The 22,009-nt window shown below is 74.1% G+C and carries 24 protein-coding genes; 8 read left to right on the top strand and 16 right to left on the bottom strand.

What is annotated here, in order from left to right; genetic code table 11:
* Window positions 1-42 precede the first annotated feature (42 nt).
* Window positions 43-636, top strand: a complete 594-nt coding sequence (locus tag AC07A6_RS28355; protein WP_478779041.1) for a hypothetical protein — start codon at window positions 43-45, stop codon at window positions 634-636.
* Here AC07A6_RS28355 and AC07A6_RS28350 read toward each other — a convergent pair.
* Together AC07A6_RS28350 and AC07A6_RS28345 are read right to left on the bottom strand one after the other, a co-directional pair.
* A complete protein-coding gene (locus AC07A6_RS28350) occupies window positions 626-1,822 on the bottom strand; it encodes a glutathionylspermidine synthase family protein (RefSeq protein ID WP_478779040.1) in 1,197 nt (398 codons plus the stop codon). The two genes, AC07A6_RS28355 and AC07A6_RS28350, sit on opposite strands and share 11 nt — an antisense overlap.
* Before the next feature lie 6 nt (window positions 1,823-1,828).
* A complete protein-coding gene (locus tag AC07A6_RS28345; protein WP_362471857.1) occupies window positions 1,829-2,131 on the bottom strand; it encodes a hypothetical protein in 303 nt (100 codons plus the stop codon).
* Between the two features lie 98 nt (window positions 2,132-2,229).
* Here AC07A6_RS28345 and AC07A6_RS28340 point away from each other — a divergent pair, with 98 nt between their 5' ends.
* Window positions 2,230-3,048: a DMT family protein gene (locus AC07A6_RS28340; RefSeq protein ID WP_478779061.1), complete on the top strand. Its 819-nt coding sequence runs from the start codon at window positions 2,230-2,232 to the stop codon at window positions 3,046-3,048.
* Here the strand turns inward: AC07A6_RS28340 and AC07A6_RS28335 are convergent.
* The 3 genes from AC07A6_RS28335 to AC07A6_RS28325 are packed head-to-tail and all read right to left on the bottom strand — an operon-like array spanning window position 3,045 to window position 4,251.
* Window positions 3,045-3,239, bottom strand: coding sequence for a DUF397 domain-containing protein (locus tag AC07A6_RS28335; protein ID WP_478779039.1), 195 nt, complete (start codon window positions 3,237-3,239; stop codon window positions 3,045-3,047). The two genes, AC07A6_RS28340 and AC07A6_RS28335, sit on opposite strands and share 4 nt — an antisense overlap.
* On the bottom strand, window positions 3,236-3,427 hold the full coding sequence (locus AC07A6_RS28330; RefSeq protein ID WP_478779038.1) for a DUF397 domain-containing protein: 192 nt from the start codon (window positions 3,425-3,427) through the stop codon (window positions 3,236-3,238). The genes AC07A6_RS28335 and AC07A6_RS28330 overlap by 4 nt, the downstream gene beginning before the upstream one ends.
* Complete coding sequence (locus AC07A6_RS28325; RefSeq protein ID WP_478779037.1) at window positions 3,424-4,251, bottom strand: helix-turn-helix domain-containing protein; 828 nt, start codon at window positions 4,249-4,251, stop codon at window positions 3,424-3,426. Before AC07A6_RS28325 ends, AC07A6_RS28330 begins: the two co-directional genes overlap by 4 nt.
* A 108-nt stretch (window positions 4,252-4,359) precedes the next feature.
* On the opposite strand from AC07A6_RS28325, the gene AC07A6_RS28320 reads away from it, so the two are divergent.
* On the top strand, window positions 4,360-4,791 hold the full coding sequence (locus AC07A6_RS28320) for an ATP-binding protein (RefSeq protein WP_478779036.1): 432 nt from the start codon (window positions 4,360-4,362) through the stop codon (window positions 4,789-4,791).
* On the opposite strand, the gene pdxR is transcribed toward AC07A6_RS28320, so the two are convergent.
* Window positions 4,772-6,184 (bottom strand): MocR-like pyridoxine biosynthesis transcription factor PdxR, encoded by a 1,413-nt coding sequence (gene pdxR, locus AC07A6_RS28315; protein ID WP_478779035.1) that lies wholly within the window; start codon window positions 6,182-6,184, stop codon window positions 4,772-4,774. The two genes, AC07A6_RS28320 and pdxR, sit on opposite strands and share 20 nt — an antisense overlap.
* Window positions 6,185-6,230: 46 nt before the next feature.
* Here pdxR and AC07A6_RS28310 point away from each other — a divergent pair, with 46 nt between their 5' ends.
* A complete protein-coding gene (locus tag AC07A6_RS28310; protein ID WP_478779034.1) occupies window positions 6,231-6,749 on the top strand; it encodes a carboxymuconolactone decarboxylase family protein in 519 nt (172 codons plus the stop codon).
* On the opposite strand, the gene AC07A6_RS28305 is transcribed toward AC07A6_RS28310, so the two are convergent.
* The 5 genes from AC07A6_RS28305 to AC07A6_RS28285 form a co-directional block, all read right to left on the bottom strand.
* Window positions 6,750-7,691, bottom strand: a complete 942-nt coding sequence (locus AC07A6_RS28305) for a hypothetical protein (protein ID WP_478779033.1) — start codon at window positions 7,689-7,691, stop codon at window positions 6,750-6,752. It lies immediately after the preceding gene.
* Between the two features lie 3 nt (window positions 7,692-7,694).
* The gene (locus AC07A6_RS28300; protein WP_362471879.1) at window positions 7,695-8,069 is read right to left on the bottom strand and encodes a hypothetical protein; all 375 of its coding nucleotides are present in this window, start codon (window positions 8,067-8,069) and stop codon (window positions 7,695-7,697) included.
* Window positions 8,059-9,801 (bottom strand): hypothetical protein, encoded by a 1,743-nt coding sequence (locus AC07A6_RS28295; RefSeq protein WP_478779032.1) that lies wholly within the window; start codon window positions 9,799-9,801, stop codon window positions 8,059-8,061. The genes AC07A6_RS28300 and AC07A6_RS28295 overlap by 11 nt, the downstream gene beginning before the upstream one ends.
* Before the next feature lie 136 nt (window positions 9,802-9,937).
* A complete protein-coding gene (locus tag AC07A6_RS28290; protein ID WP_362471885.1) occupies window positions 9,938-10,927 on the bottom strand; it encodes a malate dehydrogenase in 990 nt (329 codons plus the stop codon).
* Between the two features lie 237 nt (window positions 10,928-11,164).
* Window positions 11,165-11,779, bottom strand: a complete 615-nt coding sequence (locus AC07A6_RS28285; RefSeq protein WP_478779031.1) for a short chain dehydrogenase — start codon at window positions 11,777-11,779, stop codon at window positions 11,165-11,167.
* A 71-nt stretch (window positions 11,780-11,850) separates the two neighbouring features.
* Here AC07A6_RS28285 and AC07A6_RS28280 point away from each other — a divergent pair, with 71 nt between their 5' ends.
* The gene (locus AC07A6_RS28280) at window positions 11,851-12,744 is read left to right on the top strand and encodes a LysR substrate-binding domain-containing protein (protein ID WP_478779030.1); all 894 of its coding nucleotides are present in this window, start codon (window positions 11,851-11,853) and stop codon (window positions 12,742-12,744) included.
* On the opposite strand, the gene AC07A6_RS28275 is transcribed toward AC07A6_RS28280, so the two are convergent.
* Together AC07A6_RS28275 and AC07A6_RS28270 are read right to left on the bottom strand one after the other, a co-directional pair.
* Window positions 12,731-13,291 carry a DUF3017 domain-containing protein gene (locus tag AC07A6_RS28275; protein WP_478779029.1) on the bottom strand — a complete coding sequence of 187 codons (561 nt, stop codon included), beginning with the start codon at window positions 13,289-13,291 and terminating at the stop codon, window positions 12,731-12,733. The two genes, AC07A6_RS28280 and AC07A6_RS28275, sit on opposite strands and share 14 nt — an antisense overlap.
* Window positions 13,292-13,298: 7 nt before the next feature.
* Window positions 13,299-14,159, bottom strand: a complete 861-nt coding sequence (locus tag AC07A6_RS28270; RefSeq protein WP_478779028.1) for a bifunctional methylenetetrahydrofolate dehydrogenase/methenyltetrahydrofolate cyclohydrolase — start codon at window positions 14,157-14,159, stop codon at window positions 13,299-13,301.
* Between the two features lie 252 nt (window positions 14,160-14,411).
* Here AC07A6_RS28270 and AC07A6_RS28265 point away from each other — a divergent pair, with 252 nt between their 5' ends.
* The gene (locus AC07A6_RS28265) at window positions 14,412-15,164 is read left to right on the top strand and encodes an RDD family protein (protein ID WP_007266003.1); all 753 of its coding nucleotides are present in this window, start codon (window positions 14,412-14,414) and stop codon (window positions 15,162-15,164) included.
* Between the two features lie 82 nt (window positions 15,165-15,246).
* Here the strand turns inward: AC07A6_RS28265 and purH are convergent, their stop codons facing one another.
* Together purH and purN are read right to left on the bottom strand one after the other, a co-directional pair.
* Window positions 15,247-16,824, bottom strand: a complete 1,578-nt coding sequence (gene purH, locus AC07A6_RS28260; RefSeq protein ID WP_385771809.1) for a bifunctional phosphoribosylaminoimidazolecarboxamide formyltransferase/IMP cyclohydrolase — start codon at window positions 16,822-16,824, stop codon at window positions 15,247-15,249.
* On the bottom strand, window positions 16,821-17,444 hold the full coding sequence (gene purN, locus AC07A6_RS28255; protein ID WP_385771808.1) for a phosphoribosylglycinamide formyltransferase: 624 nt from the start codon (window positions 17,442-17,444) through the stop codon (window positions 16,821-16,823). Before purN ends, purH begins: the two co-directional genes overlap by 4 nt.
* Window positions 17,445-17,692: 248 nt before the next feature.
* On the opposite strand from purN, the gene AC07A6_RS28250 reads away from it, so the two are divergent.
* On the top strand, window positions 17,693-18,277 hold the full coding sequence (locus tag AC07A6_RS28250) for a hypothetical protein (RefSeq protein WP_478779027.1): 585 nt from the start codon (window positions 17,693-17,695) through the stop codon (window positions 18,275-18,277).
* 268 nt (window positions 18,278-18,545) lie between these two features.
* Here the strand turns inward: AC07A6_RS28250 and AC07A6_RS28245 are convergent, their stop codons facing one another.
* Window positions 18,546-20,033: a cell division protein PerM gene (locus AC07A6_RS28245; protein WP_478779026.1), complete on the bottom strand. Its 1,488-nt coding sequence runs from the start codon at window positions 20,031-20,033 to the stop codon at window positions 18,546-18,548.
* Window positions 20,034-20,152: 119 nt separating this feature from the next.
* On the opposite strand from AC07A6_RS28245, the gene AC07A6_RS28240 reads away from it, so the two are divergent.
* A complete protein-coding gene (locus AC07A6_RS28240; protein ID WP_478779025.1) occupies window positions 20,153-21,880 on the top strand; it encodes a helix-turn-helix domain-containing protein in 1,728 nt (575 codons plus the stop codon).
* The last annotated feature ends 129 nt before the right edge of the window (window positions 21,881-22,009 follow it).

Genomic DNA, 22,009 nt, shown 5'->3' with positions numbered 1-22,009 from the left:
TCCCCGGTCTTCCCGGGCCGACCCTCCGATGGGAGTCCCCCCATGCACCGACGCAACCGACACACCCTGCTGTGCGCCGCCCTGGCGTCCTCCGTCGCCCTCGGCGGCGCCGCCCTCGCCGTACCGGCCGCGGCGGCCGCGCCGACGGCGGTGCCCGCCACCAGCTGCACCGTCACCAAGAACCCGACGGGCGAGGGGGTCGTCATCACCGGCGAGGGCTTCACCGCCCCGCGCAACCTCAACGACGGCCAGACCACCGTGCCCCTGACCATCAACGCCGACGGCACGTTCCGGGTGGAACGGCCGAAGAACGCCGACTACGTCGTCCTGGCGGCCAAGGAGGGCCAGAACTTCCCCTTCAAGAACTGCACGGACGCGACCGGCCAGAAGCCCGGGACCGGCGTCAACAAGAAGGACTACGACAAGGGTTACCGGGAGGGCCTGTGGGCCGGCCGCAAGGCGGCCCGCACGGACTGCGACGAACCGGCCCAGCCGGACAAGAGCAAGCAGCGCTCCGAGTCCTACTGGAACGGCTGGACGGCCGGCGCCCAGGCCGCCTTCGACAAGTGGTGCTACGACAGCTCGGACGGCGGCCCGGTCGGCTCCGACGGCGGACCGCTCGGCTCTACAGGATGACGTGGGGCAGGAAGCGGGCGTACTCGTCCGTGACCGGCCCCGCCGACTCCCGGATGCCCAGCCCCGCCGCCTCCTCCTCGACGACCCATGCCCCGAGCACCACGCGGTTGCCGTCGAAGTCGGGCAGCGGGGCCAGCGCCTGGAAGACGTACGTCTCCCCCTCGGCCGGGACGAAGGGCTCGCCGCCCTCGCCCGCCTCGTGCAGCGTGACCCCGGCGCCCTCGCGGCCCAGCAGCGGCTTGGCCACGTACCCGCCGGTGTCGGCCAGCTCGCGGGGACCGTCGAGGTAGGCGGGCAGCAGGTTGGGGTGCTCGGGGAAGAGCTCCCACAGGATCGCCAGCAGCGCCTTGTTCGCGAGGAGCATCTTCCACAGCGGCTCGATCCAGGCGGTGGTGCCCGAGCCGCCGCCGTGGTCGTAGGTGCCCAGCACCTGCGGGCCGAACTCGTCGGTGGCCAGCCACTCCCACGGGTAGAGCTTGAAGCAGCTGCGGATGAAGCGGAGCTTCTCGTCCACGAACCGGCCCGAGAGGCTGTCCCAGCCGATCGTCTCCACCGACAGCGCGTGCGTCTCCAGTCCGGCCTGCTCGGCGGTCTCCTGGAGGTAGGCGACCGTCATCAGGTCCTCGCCGAGCTCGTCGGTCTCGGAGTGCGCGAAGTGCACCGGGCCGGGCGGCAGCAGCTCGGCCTGGCGGCGCCAGGCCTCGACGAGCCGCTCGTGGAGGGAGTTCCACTGGTCGGCGCCGGGGAAGCGTTCCTCCATCCAGAACCACTGCGGGCTCGCGGCCTCCACCAGGGAGGTGGGCGTGTCGGCGTTGTACTCCAGCAGCTTGGCGGGCTCGCCGGCGCCGTCGTAGCGCAGGTCGAACCGGCCGTAGAGGGAGGGCTGTTCGGCGCGCCGGCGCCAGGACTCGGCGATCCGCGCGGCCAGCTTCGCGTCGGTGATGCCGAGGTCCTCGAAGCGGTCGTTGTCGACGATGTGCGCGGCCGCGGCCAGGCACATGGCGTGCAGCTCCTCGACGACCTCCTCCAGCGCCTCGACCTCGGGGAGCGAGAAGGAGTAGTACGCGCTCTCGTCCCAGTAGGGGCGCAGGGAGTCGTCGGGGTAGCGGGTGAGGGGGTAGATCAGCCCCTGCTCCTCGACGGTCTTCTGCCAGTCGGGGCGCGGTTCGATGGTGTGCCGCTGCATGTGCGCTCAGCCGCCGGAGGAGCCGGAGCTGCTGTGGCCGCCGATGCCGCCGCGGGTGACGGCCGACTTGTCGAAGCTGCCGCCGGTCACCTTGCCGTTGCTGACCCTGCCGCCGTAGTAGTACGAGCCGGTGCCGCCGCTCTTGCACTCCTTCATGTTCAGGTGGTCCAGCGTCGAGCGGGAGGCGCAGCGCTTGTCGGGCTCGTCGCTGCTCCCGCACGCCACCAGGGTGGCGGCGAGCAGGCCCATGCCGCCGAGGGCGACCGCGCCGGAGCGCATGCGTCGTCTGGTCGTGTTGCCGGTATCCATGGCCTGCACCCTAGAGCGGGGGCGCGGGGGGATGGAATCCGGCCGTCGTCACACCCTTGTCACGACGGGTGACTTACAGTCGCTTCGTGCTGATTGGGATGGTTTGCGCGCTGGGTGCGGCGGTCTGTTTCGGTACGGCGACCGTGCTCCAGGCCGTGGCGGCCCGGGCCGCGGCGGGGCCGGGCGATGCTTCGGGGGTGGACGCGGCGCTGTTCCTGAGGGCGGTGCGGCAGTGGCGGTACCTGGCGGGGCTCGGGCTGGACGCGGTCGGTTTCGTGCTCCAGATCATCGCCCTGCGGCACGTCCCGATCTACGTGGTGGGGGCCGCGCTGGCCGCGAGCCTGGCGGTGACGGCGGTGGTCGCCGCCCGGCTGCTGCGGGTGCGGCTGTCGCGGCTGGAATGGGGTGCGGTGGGGGTGGTGTGCGCGGGGCTGCTGATGCTCGGGCTGGCCTCCGGCGAGGAGGGCTCGGGAACCGGGTCGCTCGCGCTGGCGTGGGGTCTGCTCGCGGTGGTGGGGTTGGTGCTGCTCGTCGGCGCGGCGGCGGGGCGGCTGCCGGACGGCTCGCGCGCGCTGGTGCTGGGGCTGGCGGCGGGGACGGGCTTCGGGGTGGTGGAGGTGGCCGTCCGCCTCGTCGACTCCGTCTCGCTGAGGGAGCTGCGCAACCCGGCGCTGTACGCGCTACTGCTGGGCGGGGCGGCGGCGTTCCTGCTGCTCACCTCCGCCCTGCAGCGCGGCTCGGTGACGGCGGCGACGGCGGGCCTGGTCCTGGGCGAGACGATCGGCCCGGCGGCGGTGGGCGTGGCCTGGCTCGGCGACCGCACCCGCGAGGGCCTGACCTGGCTGGCGGTGGCCGGCTTCGCGGTGGCGGTGGCCGGCTCCCTGGCCCTGTCCCGCTTTGGCGAACCGGAGGCCTAGCCGGCCGCCTTGACCCCGTCCAGGAACGCCGCGAACGCCGGGGCGCTGAGCTCCAGTACCGGGCCGCCGGGGGTCTTCGAGTCCCGGACGGGGACGATGCCAGGCAGGTTGGTGGCGACCTCGACGCAGTCACCGCCGTTGGCGCTGTAGGAGGACTTGCGCCAGCGGGGTGCGTCGTTGGAGGTCGTCACGGTGCCTTGATACCCGCCACGAACGTGGCGAATGCCGGGGCCTGGAAGTTCAGCACCGGGCCGCCGGGGGTCTTCGAGTCCCGGACGGGGACGGTGCCGGGCAGGTTGAGGGCGACTTCCACGCACTGGCCGCCGTTGTTGCTGTAGGAGGACGTGAACCAACGAGGGGATTCGGTCGAGGTCGTCACGGGGTGCCCTTTCGCAACGTGCTGATCATGGCCACGGAAGCCGCCTGGGACAGCGCCTCTGCCTGGAGCTGATGATAGGCCGTCAAGATCGGCAGCACCGCAGTGCTTTCCCGCTCAAGATAGCCCCGTTGGGCGGACTCGGCATACGACATAAGCGTGCGGTCCGGCTGGGTGAGGACGGTCACCGGCAGGTCAAACGGCCGCCGCTCCCCCATGTCGAACGGCGCGACCTGGAGCACGGTGTTCGGCAGGTCCGCGAACTCGGTCAGCCGCTCCAACTGCGCGTCCATGACGGCGGATCCGCCGATCGGCCTGCGCAGGCAGCTCTCGTCCAGCACCACGAAGACCAGGGGCAGCAGGCGCCGCACGAGGGAGGACTGCCGTTCCGCCACCAGCGCGATCCGCTCGGCCGCCTGGTCCGGCGTGATCGCACCACGCCGGACGGCCGATTCGGCGAGGACCGTCGCGTACTCCGGCGTCTGCAACAGCCCCGGGATGACTCCGACCTCGTACAACCGGATCTCCGCCGCCCGACTCTCGTACTCCACGAACTCCGGGAACCCCTCCAGCAGGCTCCCCTGCCGCATTTCCCGCCACTCCCGCTCGAACACGTCTCCGGTGCCGAGCGCCCTGTCCGCGTTACGCGCGAACGGCAAGGTCGGCACTTTGCGACCAGTTTCCACGCCCGATACATGGGTGCTCGAATACCCCATCCGCTCGCCCAGCTCGTCCTGCCGCCAGCCGCGCGTCACCCGCAAGCTGCGCAAGCGCGCACCGAACGCGGCCTGCGGCGAACTCTCCGGGTTCAGCTCCTTGATGTTCACAGGGCTCCCACCAACTTCCTGTCCTCCCCTGGCACGTTGAATGCTTCCCTGCCAGCGGTCACCCTGAACCTCCCCAGTAGCGGAACGGTTACGGAGCGGAGCGGTGTCATGCCCAACGCGGGAAACGAATGGCGGCAGCGGTTCAGCAGCACCCGACGGGGCGCCCGCCTCGCCCGGCATCTGGCCGAGCTCGAGCTGTGCCGGTGGGACTTCCCGCTCGGCGGGGAGGAGTCCGGGCGGGTCGCGCAGGTCGTCGCCGAGCTGGCGGCCAACGCCGTGACCCACGGCTGCGTGCCGGGGCGGGACTTCGAGCTGCGGCTGCGGGAGCTGGACGGGGTGCTGCGGGTGGAGGTGTCCGACGCGCACGCCGGGAAGCGGCCCGACCTCCGACCCGCCGGGGACGGCCACGGCTACGGGCTGCGGATCGTCGACGAGCTCTGCGACGCCTGGGGCGTCACCGGGCGGGTGGTCGGCAAGACCGTCTGGGCCGAGGTGGCCAAGCGGCGGCGGCCGGCGGCCGCTACGGCAGGGCGGCCGTGAGCGCCGCCAGGGCGGGGGTCCAGGCGCCGCTCGGCGGGGTGCCGTAGCCGACGACCAGGGCTTCGCGCGGCGGCATCTCCGAGTCCGGGTGGCGGAAGCGGGCCAGGCCCTCCAGGGCGAGGTCCTGCCAGGCGGCGGCCTGGACGATGGACCGCTCCGTGCCCGGCGGGAGGTCCAGTACGGCGTGCAGCCCGGCCGCGATGCCGGACACCGGGACGCGTCCCGCCACCGCGGCGACCAGCTCGTCCCGGCGGCGCCGGTACCGCAGGCGCATGCCGCGCACGTGGCGGTCGTACGCCCCGGAGGTGATGAACTCCGCCAGGGTCAGCTGGTCCAGCGCGCTGGACGTCCAGTCGACCTCGCCCTTCGCCGCCAGGACCTCCTCCAGCAGGTCCGGCGGGAGCACCATCCAGCCCATCCGCAGCCCCGGGGCCAGGGACTTGCTGGCGGTGCCCACGTACACCACCCGGTCCGGGTCCAGCCCCTGGAGCGCCCCGACCGGCTGGCGGTCGTAGCGGAACTCCCCGTCGTAGTCGTCCTCCAGGATCAGCCCGCCCGTGCTCCGCGCCCAGTCCACGGCCGCCGCCCGCCGCTCGGGGGTGAGGGCCGCGCCCGTCGGGAACTGGTGCGCCGGCGTCAGCAGCACCGCACCCGTGCGGGGGCCCAGCCCGGCCAGGTCCGGGGTGCGGGCCCCGGCCCCGTCCACCCACAGCGGGCGGGTGGTCAGCCCGGCCCCGGCCAGCAGGTCCCGGTGCACGTCGAGGCTGTATCCCTCCACCGCCACCTCCCGCACGCGGCGCTCCTTCAGCACCCGCCCGAGGAGCTGGAGCGCGTGCGCGAAGCCGGCGCACAGCACGATCCGGTCCGGGTCCGCGTACACCCCGCGGGCCCGCGCCAGGTACCCGGCGAGCGCCTCCCGCAGCTCCACCCGGCCGCGCACGTCCACCGCGTACCCGAAGGCCTCGTTCGGGGCGGCGGTCAGGGCCCGGCGGGCCGCCGCCAGCCACGCCCCGCGCGGGAAGCCGCCCAGGTCAGGGGTGCCGGGGACCAGGCTGTACGCGGGCCCCCGGCGCGCGGGGCGGCGTACCGGCGGGGCACCCGCGGCCCGGCGTACCGCGGCCCGCTCCGCGACCCGGGTGCCCGAGCCCTGCCGGGCCGTCAGCCAGCCCTCGGCGACGAGCTCCGCGTACGCCTCCGCGACGGTGTTGCGGGCGATCCCCAGGTCGGCGGCGAAGGACCGCGAGGACGGCAGCCGGGTCCCGGGCGCGAGCCGCCCGCTGCGCGCGGCCTCCCGCAGCGCCTCCGTCAGCGCGGCCCGCAGGCCCCGGCCGCCCGCCGCCGCGGCGAGGTCCACGTGCAGGTCGGCTCCGAAAGTGGCCCACGAACCGGTCATGCAAATGGACCATACCGGCGGGCCGCCCCGCCCCTACGTTGGACACATGAGCAACCAGACCGGCACCCACGCCCACACCGCCGAACTCGCCGCCGAGCACGCGCCCCGCATGCAGTACGCCAAGGTCGCCCCCGAGGTCTACAAGGCCGTCATCGGGCTGGAGATCGCGGCGAAGAAGGGCCTGGACCCGAGCCTCGTCGAACTCGTCAAGCTCCGCGCCTCGCAGCTCAACCACTGCGCCTTCTGCATGGACATGCACAGCAAGGACGCGCTCGCCGCCGGTGAGAGCGTCGAGCGGATCCTGCTGCTGGGCGCCTGGGAGGAGTCGCGGCACTTCTACACCGAGAAGGAGCTCGCCGCGATCGAGCTGACCGAGGCCGTCACCGTCCTTACGGACGGCTTCGTGCCGGACGAGGTGTACGCGCGGGCCGCGAAGCACTTCGAGGAGGCCGAGCTGGCCCAGCTGATCGCCGTCATCGCGACGATCAACGTCTGGAACCGGATCGGCGTCACCACCCGCATGGTCCCGGGCCACTACACCCCGCCGACGGCCAAGAAGGCCTGATCAGTCCGGCCGGAAGGACTCCAGGGCCGCCGTCAGGTTCGCGCGGGTCGTCGCGGCGTCGGCGGCCGGTCCGGCCGCCAGCAGCGCCCAGCGCCCGCCGCCCGGGGTGGTGACGATCCGCTCGATGCCCCGGCGGCGGCCGTTGGACTCCGAGCTGTCGTACTCGTAGACCAGCTCGCAGCCGGTCCCCGCGGTCGGGTCGATGGAGACCTGGCGGTAGCCGGGGTTCGCCTTCAGCTGGTCCGAGGAGAGCTGGAGCAGGGTGCACGAGCCCATGGAGCTGCTCTCCGTGACCCGGAAGATCTGGAGCAGGGCGCTGCGGTCCCCGGGCCGGCGGTAGAAGGAGCCGCTGCCCGTCTCGTCGGTGCTGGGCTCCCAGCCCTTGGGGACCGCGACGGAGAAGCCCTTCTCGTTGTGCACCACGGTGTGGTCGCCGCCGGTGCTCGGCGACGGGCTCGGCGTCGTCGGCGTCGGCGACGGGCTCGTCGGCCCGGGCGAGGAGGGGCCGGGCTCCGGGGCCGTCTGCTGCCCCGAGGGGGACGCGGGCGGCCGTGCGTCCCCGCCCGTACCGTCCTCGGCGCCGAGCAGCATCCACGCCGCGACGGCGGCGCCGCCCACGACGGCCGCCGCCAGCCCGACCAGCACCGGGGTACGCCACTGCTGCCCGCCGCCCGACGGGGGTGGCGGCGGAGGCGGGGGCAGGGGCGCGGACGGCATCGGGGGCCAGGGCTCGTGGTACCCGGGGGCGGTCGGCGGGGGCGTCGCGGGCAGCGGGGACGCCGCGGTCGGCGGCGCGGTCGGCGGCTGCGGGGAGGCCGGGGGCGGGGAGGCCGGGGGCTGCGCGGGCGGCGGGGACGGCTGCCCCGCCCCCCGCGCCGGAGCCGGCCCCCACTCCCACCGCTGCGACTGCGGGTCCCAGCGGGCGCCGTCGGACGAGGACACCGGTCAGCCTCCCAGCGAGGCGAGCAGCCCGCCCAGCGCGGTGGCCGCGCTCAGCGTCTCCACCAGCGGCGCCCACCGCTCCAGTGCCCCGCGCAGCCGCGCGGGCAGGCCGGGCCGGATCTCCTCGGCCTCCTCCAGCTCCCCGGCCGCCTCGTCGAGTTCGGCGTCGAGCTGCGCGCGCTCGGGGCTGCGGGGCAGCCGTACGAGGGCGGCGCGCAGTTCGCGTACGCCTTCCAGCAGCTCCTCGGCGCTGGGCGCCCGGTCCTGCGCACCGCCTCCGTTGTGGACGGTGTTGGTGTTGTTGCTGCCGCCGATGCTGAAGGCGCTGCCGTGGACGTCGCCGATCCGGATCCCGCGCGCGTCGTCGTTACTTGCCACCGCTGCTCCCCTTGCCGCTCGTACCGATGGTGTTGGTGTTGTTGTTGCCGCCGAAGCTGGCCGCGCTGTTGTTCATCGACTGGATGTAGACCCCGCCCTCGGCGACGGTGACCGCGCGCCGTGCGAACTCCTCGGTGTGCCAGCCCGCTTCGTGCAGGGCGACGGTAACCCCGCCGACCACCCTGTCCTGAATCGTTTTCAGATACCGGTCGAGGTCCATGAGGTGGAAGAGGGAGCCGTCGTCCATCGATGCGAGTTCCCGCACCGACAGCCCCGGCCCCTCGGGGCGGGCGCCGCCGTGGCCGCCGGTGGCGATCCGGCTCCAGCTGAGGTATCCGCGGCCCAGGGTGGCGACGGACGCGGCGAACGAGCCGGGGGTCGCGGTGAGCGCGTCGGCGGCCTTGCCGAGCCAGTTGTTGTTCAGCAGCCGCTGGGCGGCCGCGTCGGCGTTCTGGAACCCGGCGCGTACGGGGAGCAGCACGTGCGGGGCCACTTCCAGCATCAGCATGCCGCCCTGGGTGTGGACCCGTACGAAGACGGTGACGACGAGGTTCTCGTCCCAGCCGCCGACCCGGATGCGCAGGAAGTGCCGGCGCCGCTCGCCGCCCTCCTCCACGGCTCCGAGGCGGTGCCCGGCGAACTGCTCGGGGGAGAGCGGGGCCGCGTCGCGGTGCGGGAGGCCGACGGCGGGCAGGAACACGCACTCGTCGACGGCCAGCTCGCGCAGCCGGTCCAGTACGGCTTCCTGGGCCTCCCGGGAGCCGTGCGGGGAGGGCACGCGCAGGGCGTGCAGCAGCGGGGTGATGCGTCCGACGATGTGCGCGTTGGTGACGGGCTGCGGCTTGCGGCCGGGGCCGAGGTCGTCGCGGGGGCGCAGTTCCACGGAGAGCTGCCAGGGCCGGAAGGCCTCGCCCGCCCCGGTGAACGGGGCGTTGATGCCGTACATGACCAGCGGGGCGTGCTGTTCGCGCCGGATCCGGGCGCGGACCCGGGCGAAGCGGGGGCTCTGCGAGGACTCGGCGGGGTCGCCCGCGTGGTCGGCGTACCGGGACGGGGAGAGTTCCCGCAGGACGATGCGGGCGGCGTGGCCGCGCTGGAGGCCGACGACGGTGACGAGGGCCGCGAAGACGAGCGGCATCAGCCACGCCCTCAGGGAACCGCTCGTGCCGGGCCTCGACAGGTCGGCGGCGGCGTAGGCGGCGGCGTCGGAGAAGAAGGAGAAGACGTCGAGGAGCGCGGCGAGCGCGGTGAAGCTGCCGGTCATGGCCGTCCAGACCGCCAGGACGATGAAGACCAGCCACACCCAGGTGTAGATGCGCAGGACCAGGCCCAGGAAGCGGACCACCCGGTTGCGCCGGGCGCCCAGCCAGTTGGCGAGGCTCAGCTGGAGGAAGGGGATGAGCAGCAGGGTGAGCTGCCAGCCGGTCAGCAGGGATCCGACGAACCAGGCGCCGATGACCCCGGCGGCCCAGGCGAGCTCGATGCGGCGGGCGCGCAGCGCGTGGGCGAGGACGCGGGAGGCGTCGAAGCCGTAGGAGGGGGCGGCGATGCGCTCCTCGTGGACGAAGAGCTCGTCGATCACCCGATCGCGGTACGCGGAGTCGAGGTAGGTCCCGGCGCACAGGAGGCGGCCGGCTTCGCTGACGGAGGGGTGTACCGGCGGACGGCCGCCGTGCGGGTCCGCTCCGGCGTCACCGCCGCCGGACTGAGGGGGAATCAGGTGGTCGGTCACCGGGCGACCTTATTTTCCACCTACATGGTTGGACAGGTGCTTTCACGCCAAAGCGCCCCGGCCGGGTTTGGACGGGGCGCTTCGGAATTCGTACCGGTCAGGCCTTCGGGTGAAGGGCCTGCTCAGGACGGGTGGATCAGATCAGGCCGAGGGCGCGGACGGCGTCGCGCTCCTCGACGAGCTCCTTCACGGACGCGTCGATGCGCGCACGGGAGAACTCGTTGATGTCCAGGCCCTGGACGATCTCGTACTTGCCGTCCTTGGTGGTGACGGGGAAGGAGGAGATGATGCCCTCCGGGACGCCGTAGGAGCCGTCCGACGGGATGCCCATCGAGGCCCAGTCGCCCGCGGCGGTGCCGTTGACCCAGGTGTGCACGTGGTCGATGGCGGCGTTGGCGGCCGAGGCGGCCGAGGAGGCGCCACGGGCGTCGATGATCGCGGCGCCGCGCTTGGCGACGGTCGGGATGAAGGTGTCGGCGAGCCACACCTCGTCGTTGACGACCTCGGCGGCGTTCTTGCCGGCGATCTCCGCGTGGAAGATGTCCGGGTACTGGGTCGCCGAGTGGTTGCCCCAGATGGTGAGGCGCTTGATGTCGGTGACGTCCGAGCCGGTCTTCTTGGCCAGCTGCGTGAGCGCGCGGTTGTGGTCCAGGCGGGTCATCGCGGTGAAGCGCTCGGCCGGTACGTCCGGGGCGGCGGCCTGCGCGATGAGCGCGTTGGTGTTGGCCGGGTTGCCCACGACCAGGACCTTGATGTCGTCCGCGGCGTGGTCGTTGATGGCCTTGCCCTGCGGCTTGAAGATGCCGCCGTTGGCGGAGAGCAGGTCACCGCGCTCCATGCCGGCCGTGCGCGGGCGGGCGCCCACGAGCAGCGCGACGTTGGCGCCCTCGAAGCCCTTGTTCGGGTCGTCGAAGATGTCGATGCCCTTGAGCAGCGGGAAGGCGCAGTCGTCGAGCTCCATGGCGGTGCCCTCGGCGGCCTTCATGCCCTGGGGGATCTCCAGGAGGCGGAGCTTGACCGGCACGTCCGCGCCGAGCAGGTGGCCGGACGCGATGCGGAAGAGCAGCGCGTAGCCGATCTGGCCGGCGGCGCCGGTGACAGTGACATTCACGGGAGTGCGGGTCATGGCCTTCTCCGTTAGACAGCTGGCGGTGGGGCGTCCCCGCCCCATGTGCTGGACCCCAATGACTGGGGAGGACGCCGCTTCCCTGTCCTGTGAATCTTGACGTGAAGAGACATCCGCGGTCAGGCTATCCGACCCGCGGGGCCCCCAATCCCCCGGACCCTGTGGTCCACGGCACACGGGTACCCGGGTGCGGAGGTTTCGAAGGTCCGGACGGGTGTACGCCCCCGTTCCCGGCCGTCACTCCACCCGGAAGACCTCGCCCGTCCGGTGTCCCTCGACGGACTTGACGTAGGCGTTCGCGGCGCGGGCGACCGGTACCGGGTCGAATCCGGCGAAGGCGTCCCCGTACGCGTCGAGGGACTCGGTGAAGACGGTCGGGCTGACGGCGTTGATCCGCTGGCGGCCGGGGAGTTCGATGGCGGCGGCCCGTACGAAGGCCTCGACTGCGCCGTTGGCGAGGGCGGCGACCGAGCCGGTGAGCAGAGGTTCACGCGCGAGGATGCCGGTGACCAGGGTGAAGGAGGCGTGCGCGGGGAGCCGGGGGGCGCCCTGGCGGACCAGTTCGACCTGGCTGACGGCCTTGCCCTCCAGGCCCTCGCGGACGTCGGCGGTGCTCAGCTCGGACAGCGGGCGCCACGGGACGCTGCCGGCGGCGCTCGCCACCGCGTCGACGGGGCCGGCCGCGTCGTACATCGCCCGGATGGACTCGGGGTCGGTGATGTCCACGTACACGTCCGCGCCCTTGCGGGAGGCGGTGACCACCTCGTGGCCGCGCTCGCGCAGGGCCGTGCGGACCGCGCTGCCGAGGGTTCCGTTGGCTCCGACCAGGAGCACCTTCAGGGGAGCGTTCATACGAGGAGCATCCGCCGCGCCCCATCGTGAAGTCCAGCTACTTCGGCTACACCCATCGTTAAGCTGAGCTCATGCTTGATGTGAAGCGGATGGTCATCCTGCGGGACCTCGCCGAGCACGGGAGGGTGACCGCGGTCGCCGAGCTGCACCGGGTGACCCCCTCCGCGGTCTCCCAGCAGCTGCGCGCCCTGGAGGCCGAGGCCGGGGCCGCCCTCGTCGAGCGGGAGGGGCGCGGCCTGCGGCTCACCCCGGCCGGTGCGGCCCTGGCGGCCGCCTGCGAACCGGTGCTGGCCGCCCTGGAGCGGGCCGAGGGGGCGGTACGGGCCCTGGACACCGGCCCGGCCGGCGAGCTGTACGTCGGCTGCGCCCCGAGCGCCCTGGCGACGGTGGCCGCGCCGCTCGTCGCCCTGCTGGCCCGGCGCCATCCCGGGCTGCGGCCGCGCGTGGTCCAGGCCGACCCCGAGGAGGCCGTGCCGCAGCTGCGCGGGCGGCGCCTGGACCTCGCGGTGACGTACGCGTACCCGCTGCTCGGCGCCGCGCCCGCGAGCGGGACCACCGCCGTCCCCCTGTTCGACGACTCGCTGTGCCTGGCGCTGCCCGAGGCGCTGCTGCCGGCCTACGAGCGGGAGGGGCCGGCGGCGCTGCGCGAGGCCGACTGGGTCTCGGCGCCCGCCCCGAGCAGCTGCCGGGAGATGCTCGTGCACACCTGCCGCAACGCCGGGTTCACCCCGCGCATCGCGCACGAGTGCTCCGACCTGCGGGCCGGGCTGTGGCTGGTCGCCGCCGGGCGGGCCGCGTCGGTGCTGCCGAAGCTGCTGTGCGACGCGCCGCCGCCCGGCACGGCGGTGGTGGAGCTGCCGGGCCGGGGGCGGATCCTCCAGGCGCTGGTCCGGGCCGGCACGGAGACCCGGCCGGCGGTCGCCGCGGCCCTGGGCGCCCTGCGGGAGGTCGTCAGCGGACGGTGAAGCGGACGGCGCTCTCCAGGAACGGGATCTTCAGCCACGGCGAGGGTTCCATGACCAGCGCGAGCAGCGTGATGGCCACGCCCAGCACCCCGTACGTGATCATGTCCGTGAAGCGGGAGCGCACCGCGAGCATGCCCACCGAGGGCAGGACGCGCCGCATCACCGCCGCCGCGATCAGCGCGACGCCGATCACCAGGCAGCCGACCCGCGCCTGTCCCATCGCCGTGGTCAGCAGCCCCACCGCGGTGGCGGCGAGGACGCTGAGCATCGGCCACTGACGGGCCGGCGTGGACACCGCCCCCGGGATCGCGCGGCCGCCGCCCTCGGGGCGGGCCGTGTCCTGGGTGACGGTGGGGAACCGCCGCGACCGCGCGACCGCCGGCGCCGCGGGCCGCTCCGCCGCCGCCTGCCCGGGACCGGCGGCCTTACCGGGGCCCGACGCCTCGCCGGGACCGGGCTTCTCGCCGGCACCCGACGCCGCGCCGGAGCCCGGAGCCCCGTCCTGCGGGCGGGGCGCCTCGCCGGGTGCCCCGCCCGTACCGCTCACGTCGTGCTCAGCCCGCACTGGTGGTCCGCTCCGCCGCCTCGACGACGTTCACCAGCAGCTGCGCCCGCGTCATCGGGCCGACACCGCCCGGGTTCGGGGAGAGCCAGCCCGCCACCTCGGCGACGCCCGGGTGGACGTCCCCGACGATCTTGCCGTCCTCGTCGCGGCTGACGCCGACGTCGAGCACCGCCGCGCCCGGCTTGACGTCCTCCGGCTTCACCAGGTGCGGGACGCCCGCCGCCGCGACGACGACGTCCGCCTGGCGCAGCAGCCCGGCCAGGTCGCGCGTACCGGTGTGGCACAGCGTCACGGTGGCGTTCTCGGACTTGCGGGTGAGCAGCAGCCCGATGGAGCGGCCGACGGTGATGCCCCGTCCGAGTACGACGACGTGCGCGCCGTTGATCTCGACCCCGTGGTGGCGCAGCAGCTCGACGATCCCGTACGGGGTACAGGGCAGCGGGCCCTGCTCGTTCAGGACCAGCCGGCCCAGCGACATCGGGTGCAGGCCGTCGGCGTCCTTGGCCGGATCCATCAGCTCCAGGACGCGGTTGGTGTCGATTCCCTTGGGGAGCGGGAGTTGGACGATGTAGCCCGTGCAGTCGGGGTCCTCGTTCAGCTCGCGCACGACCGCCTCGATGTCCTCCTGGGAGGCCGTGGCGGGCAGTTCGCGGCGGATGGAGGTGATGCCGACCTCGGCGCAGTCCTTGTGCTTGCCGTTGACGTACCAGCGGCTGCCCGGGTCGTCACCGACCAGGAGGGTGCCGAGGCCGGGGGTGACGCCCCGGGCCTTCAGCTGCTCCACGCGGGCCTTCAGTTCGGATTTGATCGCGGCCGCGGTGGCCTTGCCATCGAGAATCTGGGCGGTCATGGGGGCATCCTCCCGGATGGGGCGACCCGGGTTCCAATCGGACCTCGGCCGGATCGCGCTCTTGATTGCACTTGCACAACAAGTCTGGCCCGCCCCGGCAACTGGCTGGACAAGCCCGGTACGGGCCCACCACGATGACGGGCAGCAAGACGATCGGAAAGAGTGCCGCGGGCAGTGCCGGGGGGCGTACCGCAGAAGCAAGTGTCCTCCAGCGTGCCGTGCGTCCCCGCACTTCACGGAGGAAAGACCCAGATGAGCTTCGGCGACCCGAACAACCCCTACGGGCAGCAGCCTCAGCAGCCGCCGCAGGGCCAGCCCGGCTACGGCTACCCGCAGCAGGCCCCGCAGGGCGTCCCGCCGCAGGGCCAGCCCGGTTACGGCTACCCGCAGCAGGGCCAGCAGCCCTACGGTGTCCCGCCCCAGGCGCCGGGTACCCTCCAGGCCAACAACGGCTACATCAACGTCGCGGGCCTCGGCACCGTCCAGGTCGCCACGATGGGCCGCCGCTTCGGCGCCCGCGTGATCGACGGTCTGATCATCGGTGTCCTGTACTTCATCCTGAGCTCCGTCGTGTTCGCGGGCGCCTTCGGTGCGGCCAGCGACATCAAGGACTGCTCGGGCATCGACCCGCTGTCCCCCGAGTACAGCACCTGCCTCAACGAGGCGTCGGCCCAGGCCGGCGAGGCCGCGGGCGGCATCTTCGCGGCCTTCTTCGGCGGTCTGCTGATCCTCGGCCTCGCCACCCTGCTCTACGAATGGCTGATGATCGCCTTCGTCGGCGCCACCGTCGGCAAGATGGCCCTCGGCCTGAAGGTCGTCAAGGAGAACACGGGCCAGGTCCCCGGCATCGGCGGCGGCTTCATCCGCTGGATCATCCCGATGGTCGGCTCCGTCCTCTGCGGCATCGGCCAGCTCCTGGTCTACCTCTCCCCCTTCTTCGACAACTCGGGCAAGCTCCAGGGCTGGCACGACCGTGCCGCCGGCACGATCGTCGTCAAGAAGTAAGCAGCAGGCAGTACACACCGCTCACGGCGAAGGCCGCGTCCCGCACTGCGGGACGCGGCCTTCGCCGTTGCTGCCCTACGGCTCAGTGGAAGAAGTGGCGGGTACCGGTGAAGTACATCGTCACGCCGGCCTTCTTCGCCGCCTCGACGACCTGCTCGTCGCGGACCGAACCGCCCGGCTGGACCACGGCCTTGACACCGGCGGCGGTCAGGATCTCCAGCCCGTCGGGGAAGGGGAAGAAGGCGTCCGAGGCCGCGTACGAGCCCTGCGCGCGCTCGGCGCCCGCCCGCTCGACGGCGAGCTTCGCCGAGTCGACGCGGTTGACCTGGCCCATGCCGACGCCGACCGAGGCGCCGTCCTTCGCGAGGAGGATCGCGTTGGACTTGACGGCGCGGCAGGCCTTCCACGCGAAGGCGAGCTCGGCGAGCTCCCCGGCGGACAGCGCCTCGCCGGTGGCCAGCGTCCAGTTCGCCGGGTCGTCGCCCTCGGCCTGGAGGCGGTCGGTGACCTGGAGCAGCGCACCGCCGTCGATCGGCTTGACCTCGACCGGGTTGGCCGGGGCGCCCTCGGCGCGCAGCACGCGGATGTTCTTCTTGCGGGCCAGCACCTCGACGGCGCCGTCCTCGTACGCCGGGGCCACGATGACCTCGGTGAAGATCTCCGCGACCTGCTCGGCCAGCTCCACCGTCACCGGGCGGTTGACGGCGATGACGCCGCCGAACGCGGAGAGCGGGTCGCAGGCGTGCGCCTTGCGGTGCGCCTCGGCGACGTCGGCACCGGTCGCGATGCCGCACGGGTTGGCGTGCTTGATGATCGCGACGCAGGGGTCGGCGTGGTCGTACGCGGCCCGGCGCGCGGCGTCGGTGTCCGTGAAGTTGTTGTACGACATCTCCTTGCCGTGCAGCTGCTCCGCCTCGGCCAGGCCTCCGGTGCCGTCGACGTAGAGCGCCGCGCCCTGGTGCGGGTTCTCGCCGTAGCGCAGCACGTTCTTCCGCGCGTACGTGGCGCCCAGGAAGTCGGGGAAGCCGGAGTCGTCCGCGGCGGCGTAGTCGTCGGCGAACCAGGAGGCCACGGCCACGTCGTAGGCGGCGGTGTGCTGGAAGGCCTCGGCCGCGAGCCGCTTGCGGGCGGCCAGGTCGAAGCCGCCGCCCTGGGCGGCCGCGAGGACGTCGGCGTAGCGGGCCGGGCTGGTGACGACCGCGACCGAGGGGTGGTTCTTGGCGGCGGCGCGGACCATCGAGGGACCGCCGATGTCGATCTGCTCGACGCACTCGTCGGGGGTGGCGCCGGAGGCGACGGTCTCCCGGAACGGGTACAGGTTGACGATCACCAGGTCGAAGGGCTCCACGCCCAGCTCGGCGAGCTGGTTGCGGTGGTCCTCCAGGCGCAGGTCGGCGAGGATGCCGGCGTGCACGCGGGGGTGGAGGGTCTTGACGCGGCCGTCGAGGCACTCGGGGAAGCCGGTGAGCTCCTCGACCTTGGTGACGGGGACCCCGGCGGCGGCGATCTTCGAGGCGGTGGAGCCCGTCGAGACGAGCGCGACGCCCGCCTCGTGCAGGCCGCGGGCCAGCTCTTCCAGTCCCGTCTTGTCGTAGACACTCACGAGCGCGCGGCGGATCGGCCGCTGGGTCGTAGCCGTCGTCGTTTCGTTGGCGGTCACTGGATTGTTACCTTTCGTCCCTCAATGCGGTAGCCGTGCCGGGCCAGGCGCCCCACGACGTCGACGAGCAGCTGGCGCTCGACTTCCTTGATGCGCTCATGGAGCGCGGCTTCGTCCTCCCCGTCCCGGATCTCCACGACACCCTGGGCGATGATCGGACCGGTGTCCACGCCGCTGTCCACGAAGTGGACCGTGCAGCCGGTGACCTTCGCCCCGTACGCGAGGGCGTCGCGCACCCCGTGCGCTCCGGGGAAGGCCGGGAGGAGGGCGGGGTGGGTGTTGACGAACCGGCCGCCGAAGCGGTCGATGAAGCTCTTCCCGACGATCTTCATGAAGCCGGCGGAGACCACCAGGTCCGGCGCGTGGGCATCGGTCGCCTCGGTGAGCGCGGCGTCCCACTCCTCACGGCTGGCGTAGGCCTTCACCGGACACACGAAGGTGGGGATCCCCGCCTTCTCCGCCCGCTCCAGACCGGCGATGTTGTCGCGGTCGGCGCCGACGGCGACGACCTCGGCCCCGAAACCCTCGGCTCCGCCGGGGTGGGCCTCGATGGCGTCGAGCAGGGCCTGGAGGTTGGTGCCGGAGCCGGAAACCAGCACGACCAGGCGGGAGGCGGCCATGGGAGGCCCTTTCTCACAGGATTTGCGACATTCGTCTTGTGCGGTCATACGAAACTTCGGGGTACCGATATACGGGGAACCATACGAAGCCACCGACCGCCTGCAACGATACCGGCACACCGGACCGCCCCCGAGGGACGGGGGGACGGCCGGGCGGTAGCGTCTGGCGTACAAGCCGCGAACGCCGCGGAACGCGCCCTCGTACGCGGGGCGCGCCCGCGCACGACACAGGGGAAGTCACACACTCGATGCCGGACCGCCGCCAGCCCGACCCCTCGACCGACGACAACCCCTTCGCGGCACCGCCGGAGGACCGGCCCGACCAGCCGTGGCAGCCCCGGCAGCCGCAGCGGCCGCAGGACGGCGGCGGTTCGGGCGGCCCGGGCGGCGGCCCGGGCGACCCCGGCGAGGGCGGCCCGGCCCGCTGGGACCCCATGGACCCGGTCCAGCGGCGCGCCCGCTACGCGCTCCTCTCGGGCATGTGGGGCTTCTTCTTCGGCATCTTCGGCATCCCGTCGGTCGGGCTGCTGCTGGGCGCGCTGGCCATGTACTGGGGCATCAGCGCCCTCCGCGGCCGCCCGGCGTCCGGCGCGGACCCCGGCGGCCTGTCCGCCCTCGGCCCGGCGGCCCGCCCCCAGCGCGCGGCGGCGGTGGGCGGCCTGGTCACGGCCACGCTGGCGCTGATGCTGGCGGCGGGGTCGTACGCGCTGCAGCTGGCGTACAAGGACTTCTACGTCTGCCGCGACGACGCGCTGACCCGCACGGCGGAACTGAAGTGCAACACCCTCCTCCCGGACAACACGATCGGCAAGATCCTCCGAGTCCAACGCTGACCCCTCCCGGGGGGGCGCGGCCGACCGCTGCGCGGGCTACTCCCCGCCCCACCCTTCGCCCGTTCCCCGGGGCGCTGCCCCGGACCCCCTGGGGGCTCCGCCCCCAGACCCCCGCGCCTCAAACGCCGGCGAGGCTGGATACATCCAGCCCGCGCGGCGTTTGAGCGCACCGGGCGCGCAGCGCCCGGCTCTTTCAGCCCCGCCGGCCTTTGAGGCGAGAACGGGTGAAGGGCGGGTAGGGGACCCGCCCCGCGCAGCGGCGCCCCCGTCAGGACTCCGGACGCCGCCGCGCGAGCACCCGGGCCCCCACCACCGCCACGGGCAGCACCGGCACCGGCTCCACCGGAGCAACAACCACCGGCGGAGCCACCGGCACCTCCACCGCGGGAGCAACCAACGGCTCGGCCGCCCTCCGCAACGCCTCCCACCGAAGCTCCCGCACCCCCGAGTCGTGCCACGCGTCCCCCTCCACCCCGCCCGCCGCGGAGCGGACCGGCCGGGTCCGCCACACCTGCACCCCCACCGCCAACGGCACCGCCAGCACCAGCGTCCACCCCGCCGCCGCAGCACCCACCGCCCACCACACCGGCCCGACGCCCGCCAGCATCCGCGACCCCAGCGGCCCCGCCGAAGCCGCCGCGAGGCCGGCCATCGCCAGCCCGCACACCAGCGCGCCCAGTGCCGCCGTCAGCGCGGTCTCCCCGTACGAGACCTCCCGCGCCCGCCGCACCGCGAACCACCCCACCACCAGCCCCGCCGCCACCGGCAGCCCCAGCGCCGCCCACGTCAGCGGGCTCCCCGGCCCCGGCGCCGGCAGCGCCGCCAGCAGCGGGAACCTCGGCAGCGCCGCGTGCCCCTCCAGCCCGAGCGGGGTGGCCACCGCCCCGGCGCCGAGCACGAACCCGGGGCCGAGCCCGTACGCCGCACCCCACACCATGGCGTTCGGGATCAGCGCCAGCGCGAGGAGCAGCACCGCGAACCGCCCCGACCACACCCCGGTCAGCGCCAGGAAGGAGTTCTGCACCTCCGGCCCGTGCCAGGCCAGCGAGATCCCGACGAGCAGGGCTCCGCCGCCCAGCAGGACGAGCACCCCGGCCGCGCCGGAGCGCAGCGCCAGCGCGTAACGGGGGCGGGCCACGGCCCGGCGTACGCTCCCCGGAACCCACTCCGGCAGAGGCCCCGACTGCTTGCCCTTGGCCGCCCACACCCCGCCGGCGGCGGCGAGCACGGCCACCAGCGGCACGTGCCAGGCCGCGCTGAGCGGGTCCGCCGGCATCGGCCCGCCGGCCGCGTACACGGTGGCGAACGCGCCGACCGTCAGGTAGCCGCAGGTCACTGCGGAGAACACGGCGCCGGCCGGCAGCACCTCGTCCCCCTCGGCCCCGGCGGCGTCCCCCGAGGCACTGCCCAGCCGGGCCGCGCGCCGCATGAGCAGCACGGGCAGCGCCACGAGCAGCAGCGGGACCAGGCCGACGGGGGCGGGCACCCCGGAGAGGGTCTCGTAGCGGACGAGTTCGGTGCCGTGGGCCATCAGCCACAGCCCGGCGGCGAGGTGCAGCGCGCCGCCGGGTCCGCTGTCGGGGTAGGGGGAACTGATCCACAGCACGATCACGAGCACGGCGAGGAAGCCGAGCCCCAGTCCGGCGGCGACGGCGCCGCCCAGCACGCAGGCGGCGGCCGCCGGTGAACGGCGCCGCGGGGCCGCGTGCCGCGGGGAGTCCTGCAACGGCGTCCCGCGTTCGGTCACTTGGGTCACGTGGCCATGGTGCCCTCGACACGCGCTATGTCCCGGTAACGACCGATTATCCGCTGTGTCGTCCAAGATACGTTTATGTACTTTATTGCCCAGAGCAGCCGTGTCGCGGGGAGAGTGGCATGACACAAGACGTCGAAGCGTCCTCCGGTTCGGAGCTGGGCCTCCCGTCCCCCAAGGAGCGCCGGTGGCTGCGCGAGTCGGGCGGGCTGACGTACGAGGAGGTCGCGGCGGAGGTCGGCGTGACCGCGACCACCGTCCGCTCCTGGGAGTGCGGCCGCACCGAGCCCCGCGGGCGCACGCGCGAGGCGTACGCGGCACTGCTGGACCGGCTCGCGGCCGCCGGGTCCGCCGCGCCGGTACGGCCAGTGGCGGCGGGCCCGCCCACCCACCGACCCCGGACCACCGCCAAGCGCTCCGCGAAACCGGCACCCCCGCCCCCGGCCGAGCCGGCCCCCCTCCACGCCTCCCCCGCCGCGGCACCCGCCACCGCCGCGGGCGACCCGGCCCCGGGCAACTCCGCCCCGGACGGCCCGGCCCCGGGCAGGCGGCTCCCGGGCGACCCGTTCCGCCCGGGCGCCCCCGCCGGTCCGGCGCCGGGCGACGGCGCCACCACGGTCCGGGCGGCCGGGCGGCCCGTCACGGACGCCACCGCCCACGGCGAACCCCCCGGCCGCCCCCACCCGGCCCCCGGCCGCGACACCGAAGCCCCGGCCTCCCCGGCCACCGCCCCCGAGGACCCCGGCGAAACCCCCGCACCCCGCGCCACCGGGCCCGCCGCCCCGGATCCCGCCCGGACGGAGCCCGAGCCGACCCCCGACACGCCCGCGGACCCCGGCGGAACCCCCGCCGCCCAGGCCCCCGCCCTCGACCCCGCCCATGAGGAACCGTTTCTTCAGGCCGCTCCGGCCCCCGACGGGCACCCCGCAGCCAGCCCCGATGAACCGTTTCGGCAGGCCGCGGCGCACCCCCCTGCCCCGACGGAGGAGCCCGCCGCCCCGCCGGGACGGCCGTACGGGCCCCGTCCGAGACCCCCGCGGGACGCCGTCGAAGCCTTCGACGCCCTCTACGCCCACGCCGCGGCCGCGCTCGTCCGCCAGGCCTACCTGCTCACCGGCCGCCGTTCCCTCGCCCTGCACTCCGTCGAGGTGGCGTTCCGCCAGGCCTGGGGCCGCTGGCCCGAGGTGGCCACCGACCGGGACCCCGTCGGCTGGGTGCGCTCGGCCTCGCACGAGTACGCCCTCTCCCCCTGGCACCGGTTCCGCCGGGCCCACCGCCGCCCCGACAAGCCCCCGGCCGACACCGCCGACCGGATCCTGCTGGAGGCCCTCCTCGCGCTGCCGCCCGTACACCGCCGGACGGTGCTGCTCTACGACGGCGTCGGCCTCGACCTGCCCGACACCGCCGCCGAGACCGAGGCCAGCACCCCGGCCACCGGGCACCGCCTGCTGCGCGCGCACGCCGAACTCGCCCGCCGGATCCCCCTGCTGGCCGGGGTGACGCCCGAACGGCGGTCGGCCATGCTGCGCGAGCGGCTCGGCGCGGTGCGGCCCGCCGTGTCCCTGGAGCCGCGCCCCGCGGCAACCGTCCGCGCGGTCAGCGAACACCGGGCCCGGCGGCTGGCGCGGGCCGCGCTCGTCCTGACCGCGGTCATCGCCGCCTCGACGGGGTACACCACCGTCACCGCCCCGGACCATTACGAGCCCCCGGTCGCCCCCGGCGCCAGCGTCTCCGGCGTCCCGCCGCTGAGCGGCCCCCCGAGGCTCACCGAGACGAGCCGGTACCTCCAGGACAAGCTCCGCGCCGACCCGGCCGCCGGCCCCCACCGGCTCCACCCGGAGCTCGAATAGCAAAAGGGCGTGGGACGGCCCCCCACAGGGGTGGGGGCCCCCCCTCCTGCCGACCCCCCCCCGCGTCCTTCGTGCCTTCGCAGAGGCCTCACGCCCACTCGTTCTCCCTCTCCGGCGTTTTCTCTCACC

The sequence above is a fragment of the Streptomyces sp. NPDC044002 genome (genome assembly GCF_056434525.1).
The sequence above is the reverse complement of the archived record's forward strand: the minus strand, read 5'-3'. Positions and strand labels throughout refer to the sequence as shown.